This window comes from Marinovum sp. (assembly GCF_034669705.1).
GTDB lineage: Bacteria > Pseudomonadota > Alphaproteobacteria > Rhodobacterales > Rhodobacteraceae > Marinovum.
In genome coordinates this window covers 20,602-37,973 of record NZ_JAXMOR010000043.1, presented here as the reverse complement: position 1 = coordinate 37,973, position 17,372 = coordinate 20,602, and the positions used below count along the sequence as shown (strand labels likewise).

At 67.1% G+C, this 17,372-nt stretch carries 16 protein-coding genes and 1 pseudogene; 14 read left to right on the top strand and 3 right to left on the bottom strand.

Annotation, left to right across the window (positions count from 1 at the left end):
• The 3 genes and pseudogenes from VOI27_RS21065 to VOI27_RS21055 all read left to right on the top strand — a co-directional run.
• Positions 1-642, top strand: a pseudogene (locus VOI27_RS21065) (D-galactarate dehydratase); the annotation flags it as partial.
• Between the two features lie 307 nt (positions 643-949).
• On the top strand, positions 950-1,480 hold the full coding sequence (locus VOI27_RS21060) for an NUDIX hydrolase (protein ID WP_323768261.1): 531 nt from the start codon (positions 950-952) through the stop codon (positions 1,478-1,480).
• A gap of 63 nt (positions 1,481-1,543) precedes the next feature.
• Complete coding sequence (locus VOI27_RS21055; RefSeq protein ID WP_323768259.1) at positions 1,544-3,031, top strand: anion permease; 1,488 nt, start codon at positions 1,544-1,546, stop codon at positions 3,029-3,031.
• A gap of 39 nt (positions 3,032-3,070) precedes the next feature.
• Here VOI27_RS21055 and VOI27_RS21050 read toward each other — a convergent pair whose 3' ends face one another.
• Positions 3,071-3,766 (bottom strand): GntR family transcriptional regulator, encoded by a 696-nt coding sequence (locus VOI27_RS21050; protein WP_323768257.1) that lies wholly within the window; start codon positions 3,764-3,766, stop codon positions 3,071-3,073.
• 365 nt (positions 3,767-4,131) lie between these two features.
• On the opposite strand from VOI27_RS21050, the gene VOI27_RS21045 reads away from it, so the two are divergent.
• The 11 genes from VOI27_RS21045 (at position 4,132) to VOI27_RS20995 (ending at position 14,933) form a co-directional block, all read left to right on the top strand.
• Positions 4,132-5,298 (top strand): UxaA family hydrolase, encoded by a 1,167-nt coding sequence (locus tag VOI27_RS21045; protein WP_323768255.1) that lies wholly within the window; start codon positions 4,132-4,134, stop codon positions 5,296-5,298.
• Positions 5,295-5,591, top strand: a complete 297-nt coding sequence (locus VOI27_RS21040; protein WP_323768253.1) for a UxaA family hydrolase — start codon at positions 5,295-5,297, stop codon at positions 5,589-5,591. Before VOI27_RS21045 ends, VOI27_RS21040 begins: the two co-directional genes overlap by 4 nt.
• Complete coding sequence (locus VOI27_RS21035; RefSeq protein WP_323768251.1) at positions 5,588-6,394, top strand: HpcH/HpaI aldolase family protein; 807 nt, start codon at positions 5,588-5,590, stop codon at positions 6,392-6,394. Before VOI27_RS21040 ends, VOI27_RS21035 begins: the two co-directional genes overlap by 4 nt.
• Complete coding sequence (locus VOI27_RS21030; RefSeq protein ID WP_323768249.1) at positions 6,391-7,824, top strand: aldehyde dehydrogenase family protein; 1,434 nt, start codon at positions 6,391-6,393, stop codon at positions 7,822-7,824. Before VOI27_RS21035 ends, VOI27_RS21030 begins: the two co-directional genes overlap by 4 nt.
• Before the next feature lie 11 nt (positions 7,825-7,835).
• Positions 7,836-8,936, top strand: a complete 1,101-nt coding sequence (locus VOI27_RS21025; protein ID WP_323768247.1) for an enolase C-terminal domain-like protein — start codon at positions 7,836-7,838, stop codon at positions 8,934-8,936.
• A complete protein-coding gene (locus tag VOI27_RS21020; RefSeq protein ID WP_323768245.1) occupies positions 8,936-9,814 on the top strand; it encodes a carbohydrate ABC transporter permease in 879 nt (292 codons plus the stop codon). The genes VOI27_RS21025 and VOI27_RS21020 overlap by 1 nt, the downstream gene beginning before the upstream one ends.
• 53 nt (positions 9,815-9,867) lie before the next feature.
• Positions 9,868-11,115, top strand: coding sequence for a sugar ABC transporter substrate-binding protein (locus tag VOI27_RS21015; RefSeq protein WP_323768243.1), 1,248 nt, complete (start codon positions 9,868-9,870; stop codon positions 11,113-11,115).
• 71 nt (positions 11,116-11,186) lie between these two features.
• Positions 11,187-12,074, top strand: a complete 888-nt coding sequence (locus VOI27_RS21010; protein ID WP_323768241.1) for a sugar ABC transporter permease — start codon at positions 11,187-11,189, stop codon at positions 12,072-12,074.
• Between the two features lie 14 nt (positions 12,075-12,088).
• Positions 12,089-13,156, top strand: coding sequence for a sn-glycerol-3-phosphate ABC transporter ATP-binding protein UgpC (locus VOI27_RS21005; protein ID WP_323768239.1), 1,068 nt, complete (start codon positions 12,089-12,091; stop codon positions 13,154-13,156).
• Positions 13,153-14,097, top strand: a complete 945-nt coding sequence (locus VOI27_RS21000) for an aldo/keto reductase (protein ID WP_323768237.1) — start codon at positions 13,153-13,155, stop codon at positions 14,095-14,097. Before VOI27_RS21005 ends, VOI27_RS21000 begins: the two co-directional genes overlap by 4 nt.
• Entirely contained in the window at positions 14,094-14,933 is an 840-nt protein-coding gene (locus VOI27_RS20995) for an amidohydrolase family protein (protein ID WP_323768235.1), read from the top strand. Before VOI27_RS21000 ends, VOI27_RS20995 begins: the two co-directional genes overlap by 4 nt.
• A 57-nt stretch (positions 14,934-14,990) precedes the next feature.
• Here the strand turns inward: VOI27_RS20995 and VOI27_RS20990 are convergent, their stop codons facing one another.
• A complete protein-coding gene (locus VOI27_RS20990) occupies positions 14,991-16,232 on the bottom strand; it encodes a saccharopine dehydrogenase family protein (RefSeq protein WP_323768233.1) in 1,242 nt (413 codons plus the stop codon).
• Positions 16,233-16,264: 32 nt separating this feature from the next.
• Positions 16,265-17,359: a carboxynorspermidine decarboxylase gene (gene nspC / locus VOI27_RS20985; protein ID WP_323768231.1), complete on the bottom strand. Its 1,095-nt coding sequence runs from the start codon at positions 17,357-17,359 to the stop codon at positions 16,265-16,267.
• Between the last annotated feature and the right edge of the window lie 13 nt (positions 17,360-17,372).

The following is a 17,372-nucleotide window of genomic DNA, read 5'->3' as shown; positions in this document are numbered from 1 at the left end:
GGCATCACCGGCTTCTTCGGCGAGACCTCCGAGATCACCGGCGCCGAGCACATCTGCCAGAAACGCGCGATCAACGAAGAGGTCGGCGAGCGCTGGTACAAGATGTGGAAGGCCTATCAGGACGACGTGATCTTTGCCCATCAGACCGATGACCTGTCTGACAGCCAGCCCACCAAGGGCAATATCGAGGGCGGTCTGACCACCATCGAGGAAAAGGCCCTCGGCAACCTCGAGAAGATCGGCCGGACCTCGCAGTTCATCGACATTCTCGACCCGGCCGAGGCGCCGCAGTCGGGCAATGGGCTCTACTTCATGGACAGCTCCTCGGCGGCGGCGGAATGCGTGACGCTGATGGCGGCGGGCGGTGCTGTCATCCACACCTTCCCGACCGGTCAGGGCAACGTGGTGGGCAACCCGATCGTGCCGGTGATCAAGATCACCGCCAACCCGCGCACCGTGCGCACCATGGCCGAGCATGTCGACGTCGATGTTTCCGGCATCCTGCGCCGCGAGCAGACCATCGACGAGGCCGGCGACGCGCTGATCGAGATGATCTGCCGCACCGCCAACGGCCGCAACACCGCCGCCGAGGCGCTGGGCCATCGCGAGTTTTCGATGACCAAGCTCTACCGGTCGGCCTGAGGCGGCCGCCGGGGGCGGGCCAGACGCGCCGCCCCCGGTTCAAACACTTTCCCTGCGGGCCGTGCCGGGGCAGGAGTCTGCTGGTCCGACGGCGCCGGCCTGGCAGACCGCCGGGCCACCGTCCGATATCGCTTCCAGGCGGATTTTCCGCGATGGCCTTGGCCTCCGCCGCCGGCGACGGGATCGCTGCGGTTGCCGGGTTTTTCAGCGCCAGGGACGGGCAGGCGGCCCCTCCTGCCGGTTGTATTTGCAAGAAAACCGGCGCTGGCGTAGGATCGGCCTCCCTTTGGGCGGTACGGAGTTTTGCGTGACCTCAGACAAGACACTCGGGCGTGGTCCGTTGCACCGGCTGCGGCGGTTGATCCTCAGGGGCTTTCGCCAGCTGGCCCTGCCGATGCTGCAGCGGCCCCGACAGGTGCAGACCGCGGCGTTGTGCTACCGCAAGGCCGAAACGGGAGTGCAGGTGCTGCTGATCACCAGCCGGGGCACCGGGCGCTGGATCATCCCCAAGGGCTGGCTGATGCGCGGCAAGAACGCCGGCGAGGCAGCGGCAACCGAGGCCTGGGAAGAGGCGGGGGTGCAGGGGGCCCCGCCGGCCACGACGCCCATCGGTTCCTACATCTATGACAAGATCACCAACAGCGGCCTGCCGGTGACGGTCGAGACCCTGGTGTTTCCGATCGAGGTGCGCAGCCTCGCCCAAGATTACCCCGAGGTCTCCGAGCGCGACCGCCGCTGGCTCGATCCGGCCGAAGCGGCGGGGATGGTGGCCGAGCCGGGCCTGCAGCAGATCCTCAGGGAGTTCGCCGGCACTCTGAGGGAAACCTCCGGCGGCTGAACGTGTTTCTTGCCCGAAGTGGCGGTTTCACGTATTGCCGCCGGAACAAAACGGGAGGGACACATGTCCGACAACAACCTGGATCCCAGCCACCTGGAGACCCTTGACCGAGACTTGGGCCGGCTTTCGACGCTGGAACAGGCCACGGCCTATGTCAGCCGGCCGATGATGGGGACGGGCATCGCGCTGATGTTCGTGGTCTTCGCGGCGCTGATCGCGGCGCTGATCTTCGGTCAGGCGGACAACACCTTTATCGTGGTGGTCGCCGCCGCCTTCGGCGCCTACATGGCGCTCAACATCGGCGCCAACGACGTCGCCAACAACATGGGGCCGGCGGTCGGCGCCAATGCCATGTCGATGGGCGCGGCCATCGTGATCGCCGCGATCTTCGAGAGCGCCGGCGCATTGCTGGCGGGGGGCGACGTGGTCTCGACCATCGCCAAGGGCATCATCGCACCGGAAAGCATGGGCACCTCTGCGGCCTTCATCTCGGCGATGATGGCGGCGCTCCTGGCCTCGGCACTCTGGGTCAACCTCGCCACCTGGATCGGTGCGCCGGTCTCGACCACCCATTCGGTGGTCGGCGGGGTGATGGGCGCGGGCATCGCCGCGGCGGGCTTTGCCGCCGTCAGCTGGGGCCAGATGAGCGCCATTGCCGCCAGTTGGGTGATCTCGCCGGTGCTGGGCGGGCTGATCGCGGCCGGGTTCTTGTGGTTCATCAAGTCCAACATCATCTACCGCGACGACAAGATCGCCGCGGCGCGCAAATGGGTGCCGGTACTGGTGGGGATCATGGCGGGGGCCTTTTCCGCCTATCTCGCGGTCAAGGGCTTCAAGAAGATCGTCAAGATCGAACTGCCGATGGCGCTGCTGATCGGGCTGGGCTGCGCCGTGGCGGTCTGGCTGATCATGATCCCGGTGATCCGCCGGCAATCGGTCGGGCTGGAAAACCGCAACAAGTCGCTCAAGGTGCTGTTCGGTATTCCGCTGATCGTCTCGGCGGCGATGCTGAGCTTTGCCCATGGCGCCAATGACGTGGCCAACGCGGTCGGGCCGCTGGCGGCGATCGTGCAGGCCTCGGTGACCGGCGATTTCACCCAAGCCATCGAGATCCCGCTCTGGGTGATGGTGATCGGCGCGCTCGGCATCTCCTTCGGCCTGTTCCTTTTCGGGCCCAAGTTGATCCGCATGGTCGGCAACCAGATCACCAAGCTGAACCCGATGCGCGCCTATTGCGTCGCGCTCTCGGCGGCGATCACGGTGATCGTGGCCAGCTGGCTGGGCCTGCCGGTGAGCTCGACCCATATCGCGGTGGGCGGCGTCTTTGGCGTCGGCTTCTTCCGCGAATGGGACACCGAGCGGCGGATGCGCAAGTCCAAGCAGAAGATCACCGGCCTGCCGGAACTGGCTCCCGAAGAGCGCCGCCGCCGCAAGCTGGTGCGCCGTTCGCATTTCCTGACCATCATCGCCGCCTGGGTGATCACCGTGCCCGCCGCGGCGATCCTCTCGGCCGGCATCTTCCTGGTCATCAACGGCATCAGCCTGGGCTGAGCTTCGGGCCGGGCGTTTGTGCGCCCGGTCGCCGCACTCTCAGTATTCGATCGCGTCGAGAAACCGCTGCTGCGCCCTGTCGAGATGCGCCTCGAGAAGCCGCGCGGCCAGATCGGCATCTGCCGCGCCGACCGCATCGAGGATCTCGAGGTGCTCGTCGAACGCCTCGCCATGGCTGAGGTAGCGCGGCGGCAGCTGCAGCCGCACCAGCATCTGCTTGGTCTCTAGCTTGCGAAAGATCTCGTCGATCAGGCCGCTGCCCAATGCGCGCAAAAAACTCTGGTGCAGCTCCCAATCGAGCTGGGTCCGGCGGCGCACCAGTGCCTGGCGCTGCTCGGGCGTGTCGGTCGAGGCTGCCATGATCTCGTGCGAGCGGCGGCGCAGATCGGCCACCTCGGCGGGGTCGTGATCGGCCGCATAGGCCCGCACCGCCGGCATCTCGACCAGCTTGCGCAGCTGGTAGATCTCGCGCACTTCGGCGGCGTCGATCTCGTGCAGGATCACGCCCTTCTTGGCAATCAGCTCCACCACGCCTTCGCCTTCCAGCCGCTTCAGCGCCTCGCGCACCGCGGTGATGGTCGAGCCGGTGGCGTCGCAGATCTCGCGCTGGGTGACCAGCCGGCCGGGGCGAAAGGCGCCCTGCATCAGGCATTGCAGAAACCGCTCATAGGCGCCGGAACGCTGGACGGAAGGGGCGGCGCTGTCGTCGGTCGGGGCGGTCACTTCACTGGGCACGGTCGGTCTCCGGACTGAGGGCTTGCAAGGGGCGTCGTTGTCGAAGTCCGGCATCCCGCACCTTCCTTACGCGCAAGCCCGGGCCACTTTCAACCGCGCCTTGCGGCCGGGCGCGGCGCGGGCGCATGGGCGGGCGGTCAGCGACATGCGCAAGACAGGGGGCAGGCCGGGCCATCGGGCAGGGCACCTTTCGACTGGGAACAATTTCAAATTGACTCAGGTGTTCGACTCTGTCAAATCTTTCCTAAGATCTCAGCTAAGCTCCCAACTGAGCTGCGACACCTGAAGCCCCGGAGGACCCCGATGATCTGCCGTGATGACACCAGCTTGCCACGCCCCGACGCCGCCGTGCGGACCTTGGTCTGATGATGGAGGGCTTTGCGACATTCCTTGGTTATCCGCGGCCCGCAGGTCGCCCCGGTCTCCGCAACCACCTGCTGGTGTTGAACACCACCGGGCTGACCGATGCCGCCGCCCGCCGGATCGCTGCGGCGCTGCCGGGCGCGGTCTTTGCCGGCACGATGTACGGCATGGGGATGGTCGGGCGGGATGCCCGATGCCATCTTGCGACGCTGGCCGGGTTGGCGACCCATCCGAACTGCGGCGCGGTGCTGCTGATCGGTGCCGACCGCACCCGGCTCGATCAGCTGATCGCGGTGCTCGAGCGCGACGGGCGGCCCTTCGTGGCGCTGGGTCTCGACGACACCGGCCATGACGCCCAGGGTCTGAGCCAGCGCGGTATCGCGGAGGGGGCGGGCCTGTTGCGGCAGCTCTCGGCGCAGCGGCGGCAGGCCTGCCCGGTCAACGACCTGTTCCTGGCCTTCGAATGCGGCCTGTCGGACCCGTCCTCCGGGCTGGCGGCCAACCCGCTGCTGGGCCATGTCGCCGATTGGCTGGTCGATGCCGGTGGCAGCGTGGTGCTGGGCGAGAGCATCGAGTGGCTGGGCACCGAGGACGAACTGGCGCAGCGCGCCGAGACCCCCAAGGTGGGGGCAGCCCTGAAACGCGCGGTCTCGCGCCGGCTGGCGCTGGCGCAGGCGGCCGGGATCGACCTTTTGGGCACCAACCCCAACGCCGCCAACATCAAGGCCGGTCTCAGCACCATCGAGGAAAAGGCCAGCGGCGCGGTGCTCAAGGCCGGCACGCGGCCGATCCGCTCGGTGCTGGACTATGCCGAAGCGCCCGCCGGGCCGGGGCTGCATTTCATGGATGCGCCCAGCTATTCGCCCGAAAGCCTGACCGGTTTCGTCGCTGCCGGGGCGCAGATGATCCTCTTTACCACCGGCCTCGGCAACAGCTGGTGCAGCGCGCTGGCGCCAACCCTGAAGTTGACCGCCAATGCCGCCACCGCGCAGGGCCTGCCGGGCCAGATCGACGTCGATGCCTCCGGCGCATTGGCCGGGACCTCCATCGAGACGCTGGCCGCCGGGCTGTTGGCGCAGATCGAAGCCACCGCCTCGGGCCAGCTCACCTTTGGCGAGATCCTGGGCGAGGGCGGTGAATCCATCAGCCGGTTCGGAGAAGCGATATGACCGCCGCGAAGGCCCATACCGTCGCCGCCGAGGACATGGTGGCCTACCTGCTCGCCCCGGTCGCGCCGGGCGCCGAGGTCACCGTGCAAGGCGCGCGGACCGGCGAGGTCACGGCGCGCGAGGCGATCGCGGCGTTTCACAAGATCGCGCTGCGCGACATTGCCGCCGGCGAGACGCTCTGGCGCGGCGGCTGGCCGATCGGCCGCGCAGGTTCAGACATCGCGGCGGGGGCGCATGTGCACACCCACAACCTCGTCAGTGCCCATTCGACGAAATCAAAGGAAGACCGATGACCGAGACCTTGCCGAGGACCCTGAAAAAAGGGCGTGAATTCAAGCAGAAGTTGGCCGAGGGTCGGGCGGTCTCCGGGGCCTGGTCGACGCTGGGCTCGACCGAGGTGGCCTGCCTGATGGCGCGCGCCGGGCTCGATTACCTGCTGGTCGATCTCGAGCACGGGCGCGGCGGCATCGACGCGCTGGCGGCGCAGGTGCAGGCGCTGTCCGGCTATGACACCGCGGTGATGGTGCGCCTGCCGGACCATGACACCGGCAGTGTCAAACGCTGTCTCGACGCCGGTGCCAATGCGCTTCTGGTGCCGCAGGTCGATACCGCGGCAATGGCCGAAGCCGTGCTCGAGGCGGCGCTCTTTCCCGGCGCGGGCCGGCGCGGCGTGGCGGTGGGCGCGATCCAGGCCGCCGACTGGGGCTATGCGGCCGAGAGCTACTATCAGCACGCCAATGACGCGTTGACCGTGCTGATGCAGATCGAGTCGCCCGAGGCGCTGGACAATTTCGACGCCATCCTGGCGGTGCCACGGCTCGACGGCATCTTTGTCGGCCCCAATGACCTCTCGGCCACCATGGGCCTGTTTCGCCGGTTCGACGCGCCGGAGTTCCGCACCGCCTTTGACCGGGTGCTCGAGGGCACGCTGGCGGCGGGCAAGGTCTTTGGCGCGCTGCCGGCGCCGGGACTGGCGCTCGAGGATCTGGTGAGACGCGGCGCGCAGGTGGTGCCGGGGGGCTCTGACCAGTCGATGCTGCGGGCCGGCGCGCAGGCGCTGATCGCCGGGCTCAAGGCCGCGGGAACGCCGGCATGAGCGCGGTGCAGCCCCCGGTTCTGCCCGCCCCGGCCACGTGGTCCGGCGCGGCGGATTTCGAGACCCGCGATCCCGCCTCGCGGCAGGTGGTCGGCCGCTACGGCTTTGCCACGCCAGAGCAGGTGCGTCAGGTGCTCGCCACCGCGCGGCAGGGGTTTGCAGCCTGGTCTGTGTTCACCGTCAATGCCCGCTGCGACCGGCTGGGCACTTGGCTGGCACGGATCGAGGACGAGACCGAGGTGCTGGCCGGGGCGATGACCGACGAGCAGGGCAAGCCGCTGGCGGAATCCCGCGCCGAGATCGGCAAGGCGCTGCGCGAGGCGCGGCAGATGCTGGGCTTTGCCCGTGCCCATGGCGGCCGGACCCTGCCGGGCCGCGCGCCGGGCTGGAGCAACACCATCCAGCGCCGGCCGCGCGGGGTGGTGCTGGCGATCACCCCGTGGAACTTTCCCGTGCTCACCCCGCTGCGCAAGCTGGTTCCGGCGCTGGCCATGGGCAACGCTGTGGTGCTGAAACCCTCGGAATACACTCCGGCGGCGGCGATGCATCTGGTGCGCTTGGCCCAAGGGCTGCTGCCCGACAGCACGCTCTGTCTGGTCAACGGCGCCGGCGAGGTGGCGGCCGGGCTGGTCGCGGCAGAGGTCGACGCGATCTCCTTTACCGGCTCGGTCGCCACCGGGCGCAAGATCGGTGCCGTCGCCGGCGGCAACCTTGTGCCGGTCTCGCTGGAACTGGGCGGCAAGAACGCCGCCATCGTCGACCGGGTCGTTGATCTCGATGCGGCGCTCGATGCGATTATTGGCGCGGCCTTTCAATGCGCCGGCCAGCGCTGCACCGCGATCAGCCGGGTGATCGCCCGCTCCGAGATCTACGACGCCGTCCGCGACGGGCTGATCGCACGGATGCAGGCGCTGATCGCCGGGCCGGGGCGCGACCCTGCCACCACACTCGGCCCGATCACCACGCCGGCGCAGCTCGACCGGATCACGCATCTGGTGCGTTCGGCAGAGCTCGAGGGCGCGACGGTGCTGACCGGCGGCCAGCGGCTGTCGCCCGAGAGCGCGCCAGAGGGGCTGTTCTTTGCGCCGACGCTGATTGCCACCGAGGACAGCGCCAACCCGGCGGTGCAGGAGGAAATCTTTGGCCCGGTGCTGACCCTGTCGCGCTTCGAGAGCGACGATGCGGCGCTGGAGATGGCCAATGCCACCGACTTCGGCCTGACCAGCGCGATTTTCACCGACCGGCTCGATTTTGCCCGTCGCGCGATGGACGCGCTGCAAAGCGGCATGATCCACCTCAACCACGGCACCGCGCCCGATGACAACATGCCCTTCGTCGGCATCAAGGCGTCGGGCCTCGGCACCGGCTCCGTCGGCCCCTCCACCCTCGATTTCTACACGACCGAACATGCCGTCTATCAGGCCGGCTGAAGGAGACCCCCATGAAGTTCACCAATATCGAAATCCGCGCCTGTCGCCATGAGCCCGATCAGGCCTACAGCCTGAAGGACGGCAAGCCGATCGACTTCGAATTCCTCGCCATGCGCTTCGACACCGACGAGGGGATGAGCATCGAGACCTTCGGTTTTGCCGGCCGCAGCGCGCTGGCGATGGGGGCGGTCTCGGCCGAGCTGTTGCGGCCGTTCTTCCTCGGCCGCGACCCGGACTACCGCGAGCAGCACTGGCATGACTATCGCCGCTTCAACCGCGCCTGGAACTTCACCCCGGCCTATGCCTATGCGCCCTATGACATCGCCTGTCACCTGGCGCAGGCGCAGACGGCGGGGCTGCCGCTTTACAAGCACTTGGGCGCGGTGCGCGATGCGGTGCCGATCTACGGCTCCTCGCTGACCCTGCCCACGGCCGAGGCCTATGCCGAGGAGGCCCGTGCGCTTCAGGCCAAAGGCTGGGCCGCCTACAAGCTGCACCCGCCGGCGGATATCGACATCGCCTTCGAGGCCCACCGTGCCTGCCGCGCGGCAGTGGGCCCGGGCTTCCGGCTGATGTCGGACCCGGTCAGCAACTTCAATTTCCAGCAGAACCTGCACTTCGGCAAAATGCTGGAAGAGCTGAATTATTACTGGCTCGAAGAGCCGATGTTCGACGAGTGCCACGGCTCGATGCGCGAACTCACGCGCCAGCTGCGCATTCCCATCGTCGGCGGCGAAACCGCCGAGAACCACCCCGCCGGCGTGGCCGAGCTGGTGGCGACCCGGGCGGTGGATATCGTGCGCGCCGATGCCTCGTGGTCGGGCGGGATCACCGGGCTGATGAAGACCGCGCATCTGGCCGAGGCGCATGGCATGAACTGCGAGATCCACACCGCGATCTATCACCCGCTCGAGCTGGTTAACCTGCATTGCGCCGCCGCGATCCGCAACAACGAGTTCTTCGAGGTGCTGGTGCCCGAAGAGCTGTTCGCCATCGGCCTGAAGGATCCGATCGACATCCGCGACGGTCAGGCGCACCTGCCGCAGGGGCCGGGGCTCGGGATCGCGCTCGACTGGGATTTCATCGACAACGCGACGCTGAAGGTGCTGTGATGTCGGATATCGCGCAAACCGCCCAGGCCACACGGGCCGTCAACGAAGAGCGCCGCCGTCGCTGGCGGCAGGCCGCGATCTATGCGGCGCTGGCGGCGGTGACCTTCGTCATGACCTTCCCGATCCTCTGGATGGTCTCGGTCTCGCTCAAACCCACCACCGAAACCTTTTCGCTGCCGCCGCGGCTGTTGCCCGACACCTTCCATTGGGGGGGCTATGCCAAGGTGCTGACCGACCCCAAGTTCCGCAGCTTCCTGATCAACAGCTATCTGGTCGGCCTCGCCGTCACCGCATTGTCGCTGGTGATCGGTACGCTCGCCGCCTTCGGCTTCTCGCGCTACCGCTTCTTCGGCGACCGGGTGGCCAAGCTGTTCGTCATCACCACCCAGATGGTGCCGACGATCACCCTGCTGATCCCCTATTTCGGCGTGATCGTCTTTCTCGGGCTCTACGACACGCTCTGGGGGCTGATCCTGACCTACCTGACCTTCGCGCTGCCCTATTCCATCGTGATGATGAACGGCTACCTCGACACCATCCCCAAGGATTTCGACGAGGCCGCCACCATCGACGGCTGCACCCCGCTGGGCGTGCTGGTCCGGGTGCTTTTGCCGGTGGCGCTGCCGGGGATCATCTCGACCGCGGTCTACACCTTCCTGCTGGCCTGGAACGAGTTCCTGTTCGCCCTGGCGCTGACCCGGTCGATGGACATGCGCACCGTGCCGGTGGGGATTTCGATGATGGTCGGCGAGTTCGGCCTGAAGTGGGACGAGATGATGGCGTTCTCGGTGATCGGCTCCTTGCCGGTGCTGATCCTGTTCATGCTCGTTCAGAGATTTGTCGTCGGCGGATTGTCCGCAGGGGGCGTCAAGGGGTGAGGAGCCCCCCGGGGCGCACCCGCGCTCCACATTTCAACAAGGAGGAGACTACCATGATCAAGAGACGTTTCACCGCATGGGCTCTGGCCGCGGCAACGGCGCTGACGCCGATCGCCGGCCAGGCGGCCGAGATCGAATGGCTGCAATGGTTCGCGGCCGAGAACACCGACGGCTTTTACGACGAGTTGGTCGCCGACTTCGAGGCGCAGCACCCCGACATCACCGTCAAGTTGGTCACCCAGCCCTTCGGCAAGGTGCGCGAGAGCATCGTCACCGACAATGCCATCGGCGTGGGATCGGACGTTCTGGGCCTCAACATGCCCTGGACCAAGGAATTCCTCGACATCGGCATTCTCGCACCGCTCGACGCGTACCTGGCCCGCGACGACAACAGCTTTGCCACCTCTGACCTGGTCGAGGCTCCGATCGGCAAGATCGACGGTCATACCTGGATGGTGCCGCTCAACGCCTTTCCCTTCGTGATGCACGTCAACATGGAGCTGGTGCGCCGGGCCGGTTTCGACGCGCCGCCCGCCACCTGGGAGGAGCTGGCCGCTCAGGCCAAGGCGATCTCGGCGCTCGAGGATGGCACCTCCGGCATCGGCATGCCGTTTTCCTCGCAGCCGCCGTCGAATGGCCCGATCCTGACCTTCCTGCCGCTGCTCTATGCCCATGGCGGCCGGATCATGGACGGCACCACGCCCGACTTCGACAACCCCAAGGTGGTGGCGACGCTGCAGTTCCTGATGGAGATGCAGGACGCCGGTGCACTGGCACCCGGCGCGGCCTCGCGCACCGGCGGGGTCGATCTTGAAGAGTTCATCGCCGGGCGCACCGGTTTCCTGATCTCGCCGGGCGTCCATTCCAGCTCGATCACCAGCCGCAACCCGGATCTGGACTATGCGCTGGTGCGGGTGCCGACGAACGGCGAGGCCGCCTACCGCGTGCATGGCTGGGAAATCGGCATCGCCGCGGACAGCGACGAGAAGGAAGCAGCCTGGACCTTCGTGAACTACCTGCTGTCGCCAGAGGTCAACGCCCGCGCCGCCAAGGCCGCCAATGCGTTGCCCGGCAACCTCAAGGCGCTGGATGCGGTGCGTGAGGGCGCCGACGAGTCGCTGGTCCGGCAGATGGAGATCCTCGAAGGCGACACCCCGGTCGAAGAGATGCGCCAGTCGCCCAAGGCGGCGGCCAGCTGGTCGGTGATGACCGAGGAAATCCAGGCCATGCTGCGCGGCGACCAGACCCCCGAAGAGACCGCCGCCGCCGTTCAGGCGCGCTGGATGGACCTCGCCGGGTGATCCACCCCCAGTGATCCGACAGGGCCTGGCGCGCTCATGGTGCCCGGCCGACCTGCAAGAAGGACAGTCACGTGACTTCAACCATTCGCCAGATGACCACCCGGGGCACGCCCTACCTGTTCCTGCTGCCGGGGCTGGTGATCCTCGGGGCGCTGCTTTCGGTGCCGCTTTACAAGGTGGTGGAATATTCGCTCTACGACAACGTCATCGTCGAGCGGAACCCCACCTTTGTCGGCCTCGACAACTACACCACGCTGCTCACCGATCCCGGCTACTGGAGCGCGGGGTTCAACACCATCGTCTTTACCGTCGGGTCGGTGCTGGGCCACATGATCGTCGGCATCGGGCTGGCGCTGCTGGTCAATGCCGACATCGCGCCGCGCGCGCGCACCTTCTTTCGCTCGATGCTGGTGCTGCCGTGGATTTTCACCGCCGTCGTCGTGGCACTCAACTGGCAGCTGCTGCTCAACCCCTTCGGGCTGATCAACTACATGCTGCAATGGCTGGGGCTGACGTCTGAGCCGCTTGACTGGCTGGGCGATCCCGACCTTGCGATGTGGTCGCTGCTGCTGATCTCGACCTGGCGCGGCTATCCCTTCATCATGGTGAGCTTCCTGTCGGGGCTGCAGACCGTCCCGCGCGAGCTGTACGAAGCGGCCGAGATCGATGGTGCCGGGTTCTGGCACAAGTTCTGGCATGTCACCCTGCCGCAGCTGAAACCGGTGATCTTCGGCGTCGCGCTTCTGGACCTGATCTGGACCTTCCAGCTCTTTCCGCTGGTCTGGCTGTCCACCGGCGGCGGTCCCGGCCGGGCGACCGAGGTGCTCTCGACCCTGACCTTCCGCCTTGCCTTTGTCGATTTCCAGTTTGCCCAGGCGGCGACCGTCGCCGTGTCCATCCTCATCATCTCGGCGGCCTTCACGCTGCTCTATCTGCGCAATGAATCGCGCCGTCTGTAAGATCCGGAGACCCCATGTCACGCATTGAAATCCGAAACCTCGTCAAGATGTACGGCGCTCACCAGGCGCTGCACGGGATCGACATCTCGATCCAGCCCGGCGAGTTCTGCGTCCTCGTCGGACCGTCTGGCTGCGGCAAGTCCACCACCCTGCGGATGGTGGCCGGGCTCGAGACCATCTCCGGCGGCGAGATCGCCATCGGCGACCGTGTCGTCAACGGGCTGCGCCCCAAGGAACGCGGCATCGCCATGGTGTTCCAGAATTACGCGCTCTACCCGTCCAAGACGGTCTACAACAACATGGCGTTCTCGCTGCAGCTGTCGCGGATGCCCAAGCCCGAGATCGAGCGCCGGGTCAGCGAGGTGGCCGATATCCTCGAGCTGACGCCGCTGCTCGAGCGCAAGCCCGGCGCGCTCTCGGGCGGCCAGCGCCAGCGCGTCGCCATGGGCCGCGCCATCGTGCGCGACCCGGAGGTCTTCCTGTTCGACGAGCCGCTCAGCAATCTCGATGCCAAGCTGCGCGGCCAGATGCGGGCCGAGATCAAGCGGCTGCATCAGCGACTGCAGAACACCATCATCTATGTCACCCACGATCAGGTCGAGGCGATGACGCTGGCCGACCGCATCGTCATCATGCGCGACGGACGGATCGAACAGCAGGGCACGCCGGATGCGATCTTCCACGACCCCGACACCGTCTTTGTCGCCGGTTTCATGGGCAGCCCGCCGATGAACCTGGTCGAATGCATGGTGACACCGACCGGGCTCAGGCTCGGCGACAGCGAGATCGCCTGCCAGACCCCGCCGGGGCTGCGCTCGGGCGCGCGGGTGATCTGCGGCATCCGCCCCGATGACATCCGCCCGGCTGAGGACCTGCCCGGCGGTGCCACGGCCACCCTGCCTGTCGACCTGATCGAACAGCTGGGCACCGAGAAGCTGGTGCATTTCCGCGCCGGCGATCACGCGATGATCGGCAAGACCGGCGGCCGTGCCAACCTGGCCGAGGGGCGGCCGCATCCGCTGTCGTTCGACATGGCGCATGCCTATTTCTTCGACCCCGAGACGGAAAAGCGCATCCGATGAGCCAGCCTGTCAAACCTGTGGGCCTCGGCTTCGGCCTGCTGGGCACCACCAACGCCGCACCGGTGTCCGACGCCGAGGCCGAGGCGATGTTTGCCGCCGCCTGGCACATGGGGCTGCGCCGCTTCGACACCGCGCCGCTCTATGGCGGAGGGCTGTCGGAAGAGCGCCTGGGTCGGCTGCTGCGCGGCCGGCCGCGCGGCGACTACCTGCTGTCCTCCAAGGTCGGCCGCTACCGCGACTACGCGGCGGTGGTCAGCAATCCCAAGGACAACCCCGGCGACTGGCACGACTATTCCCGCGATGCCACCCTGCGCTCGGTCGAGGCCAGCCTGACGCGGCTCGGAACCGACCGGCTCGACATCGTGTTCCTGCACGATTGCGACGATCACATCGGCGCCGCGCTGGAGGGTGCGCTGCCGGTGCTGGCCGATCTCAAGGCGCAGGGGGTGATCGGCGCGCTGGGTGTCGGCAGCAATGTCGCCGCCACCCACCTGGCGCTGCTACAACGGGCCGCGCTTGACGTGCTGATGGTGGCCGGGCGCTTTACCCTGCTGGACCAGTCGGCGGCCAAAGCGCTGTTTCCGCTTTGCGAAGCGCGTGGCACCGAGGTCGAGCTGGCCTCGCCGTTCAACTCCGGCATCCTCGCCACCGGGCCCGACGATCCCGGCACCCGCTTCGACTACCAGCCGCCGGACGCCGCGATCCGCGACCGGGTGCGCACCATCGCGCAGGTCTGCGCCGCTCAGGGCGTCTCGCTCAAACGCGCCGCCCTGCAGTATTCCGCCGCCCCGAGGGCGGTGACCCGGCTGGTGCTGGGGCTGACCGATCCCGACGGGCTGCGCTCCAACCTTGCCGATCTGGCCGATCCGGTGCCGGATGCCCTCTGGCCGGCGCTTGCCGCGCTCGGCCTGCCGGACCCAAGCGAGAGAGCGCTGACATGACCCTGCCGATCATCGACGCCCATGTGCATATCTGGGACCGCAGCCGCGATGAGACCTTCATCGCCGAACAGCAGTTCCCCAGCCTGACCGGCAAACAGTTCCTGCCGGACGACCTCGCCCCGGTGCTGGCCGAGACCGGCGCCGAAAGCGCCGTGTTGGTCCATGGGCCGGCCACGGTGAAACATGCGCTGCATTGCCTCGACCTCTGCCGCGAGCATGCACTGCTTCGCGCGGTGGTGGGCTGGGTCGATCTGCGCGACCCGGACTGCGCGGCGCAACTGGCCGAACAGGCCGCCGACCCTGCGTTTCGCGGTGTCCGTTTCACCCCGCTGCTCGATGCCGATCCCGAAGGCTACCTGCGCGGCGCCGGCGCGACCCGTATCTGCGCCGCGCTGCAGGGGCAGGGCGGGCTGGTCGAGGTGCTGGCGCCGCCGCCGCTGTTCGACGCCGTGGCGGCGCTGGCCCGGGCGCATCCCGACCTGCCGGTGGTGCTGGCGCATTTCGGCCTGCCGGACGGCGATCCGGCCAGCTTTGCCGGCTGGCGCAGGGCCATCGCTCGGCTGACGCGCCTGCCCAACGTGCACGTCAAGGTCTCGGGCCTGCCGCTCATCGGCGACCCGGCGTGCGACGGGCCGATGACCACGCGCCATCTCGGCGCTCTGCTCGAGCTCTTTGGCGCGGCGCGGCTGCTTTATGCCAGCAACTGGCCGGTGGCGACGGCGCTGGCCACGCCGAGGGTCTGGCGCGACCTGCTCGACGATAGCCTTGCCGCGCTCGGGGCCTCGGAGGCGGACAGAGGCGCACTTTACGCCGGAAACGCGGCGCGCCTCTACTGAGCCTTCCGTGGGCGGGCCGGGACCTCCCCCCGGTCCGCCCGCAAGATTCTTTCGCGATCAGGCTTCGTGCCAGGCGCGGTCGCCCGCCGCATCCCTGATCCGGGTCGGCAGGCCGATCCGGTCAAGCAGGGCAAACAGCGGTTTCGGGTCCAGCTCCTCGACATTCACCATGGTGCCGCTGTCATAGGTGCCATCGGCGATCAGCAGCGCCATGGCGACCGGCGGCACGCCGGCGGTGTAGGAGATGCCTTGGCTGCCGACCTCGGCATAGGCCGCCTCGTGGTCCGACACGTTGTAGACGAAGACCTCGACCGCTTCACCATCCTTCGTTCCCTTGACCAGATCGCCGATGCAGGTCTTGCCGGTGTAGTTCGGCGCCAGCGTCGAGGGATCGGGCAGCACCGCCTTGACCACCTTGAGCGGCACCACCTCGAGCCCCTCGGCAGTGGTCACCGGCTGTTCCGACAAAAGCCCGAGGTTCTGCAGCACGCCAAAGACGTTGATGTAGTGATCGCCGAAGCCCATCCAGAAGCGCACGTCGGCCTGCGGGTAGTTCACCGCCAGCGAGTGCACCTCGTCATGGCCGGACATATAGGCCTTCTGCTTGCCCACGACGGGCAGGTCCCACTCGCGGCCGATCTCGAACATCTTGTTGCTCTGCCATGCGCCGTCCTGCCAGCTGTAGACCGTGCCGGTGAATTCGCGGAAGTTGATCTCGGGGTCGAAGTTGGTCGAGAAATACTTGCCGTGATCACCGGCGTTGATGTCGACGATGTCGATCGAGGTGACCTCGTCCATGAAGCCGTCGATGGCAAAGCGGGCAAAGGCGTTGACCATGCCGGGATCGAAACCGGCGCCGAGGATCGCGGTCACACCGGCCCGGGCGCAGTCCTCGCGCCGTTTCCATTCGTAGTTGGCGTACCACGGCGGGGTCTCGCAGATCTTGGCCGGGTCCTCGTGGATCGCGGTGTCGATATAGGCGGCACCGGTGCGGATGCAGGCCTCGAGCACGGTCATGTTGACGAAGGGCGAGCCCACGTTGATGACGATCTGCGCGCCGGTCGCGGTCAGCAGCGCCTCGACCGCGTCGCTGTCGGTGGCGTCGACCGCATGCGCCGCAAACACGCCGTCCTGTTTCATCGCCGCCTTGTCGTGCACGCTGCGGATGATCGCCTCGCATTTCGAGACCGTGCGGCTGGCGATATGCAGGTCGCCCAGCAGGTCGTTGTTCTGCGCGCATTTATGCGCCACGACCTGCGCGACGCCGCCGGCCCCGATGATGAGAACATTGCGTTTCATAAGTTCGTCAGACCCCATGTATCTTGTCTGTGTCAGGAAAGCGCGGACCGGAAATCCGCGTAATCGAAATCACGCACCCTGGTGATGCTGCCGTCGGGTTCCCGGATCGCGATGCCCGGCATCTTGACGCCGTTGAACCAGTTCTTCTTGACCATCGTGTAGCCGGCCGCGTCCTGAAACGAAATCCGGTCGCCGGGTTTCAGTGGTTGCTCGAAGCGGAACTCGCCAAAGACATCGCCGGCAAGGCAGGATTTGCCGCAGATCATCCATTCATGCGGGCCGCTGTCGGGCGCCACCTGCGCCGTCTCGCGATAGATCAGCAGGTCGAGCATATGCGCCTCGATCGAGCTGTCGACGATGGCCAGGTTCTTGCCGTTGTAGAGTGTATCCAGCACCGTCACCTCGAGCGTCGCCGCGCCGGTGATCGCGGCCTCGCCGGGTTCGAGATAGACCTGCACGCCGTAGCGCCCGGCAAAGGCCTTGAGCCGCGCCGCCAGCCGGTCGAGCGGGTAGCCTTCGCCGGTGAAATGGATGCCGCCGCCGAGGCTGACCCAGTCCATCCGCTGCAGGGTCGCGCCGAAGCGCTCCTCGATCAGGCCCAGCATCCGGTCGAAGCGGTCGAAATCGGCGTTCTCGCAATTGTTGTGGAACATCAGCCCGCTGATCCGGTCGGCCACAGCCTCGATCCGGGCGGGATCATGTTCGCCCAGCCGGCTGAAGGGGCGCGCGGGATCGGCAAGGTCGAACTCCGAGGTCGAGACGCCGGGGTTGACCCTGAGGCCGCGCACATGGCCCGTTGAGGCGGCATCGAAGCGGTCGAGCTGGCCGATCGAGTTGAAGATGATCTTGTCGCTGTAGCCCAGCACCGCGTCGATCTCGTCGTCGGCATAGGCCACGGAATAGGCATGGGTCTCGCCGCCGAATTCCTCGTGACCGAGCCGCACCTCGTAGAGCGAGGAGGAGGTCGAGCCGTCCATGTACTGGCGCATCAGGTCAAAGACCGACCAGGTGGCAAAGCATTTCAGCGCCAGCAACGACCGCGCGCCAGAGGCCTCTCGCAGCCAGGCGATCTTTTCCAGGTTGGCCAGAAGGCGCGGTTTGTCGATCAGATAAAAGGGGGTTTGCAAGGCAAAATCCTTT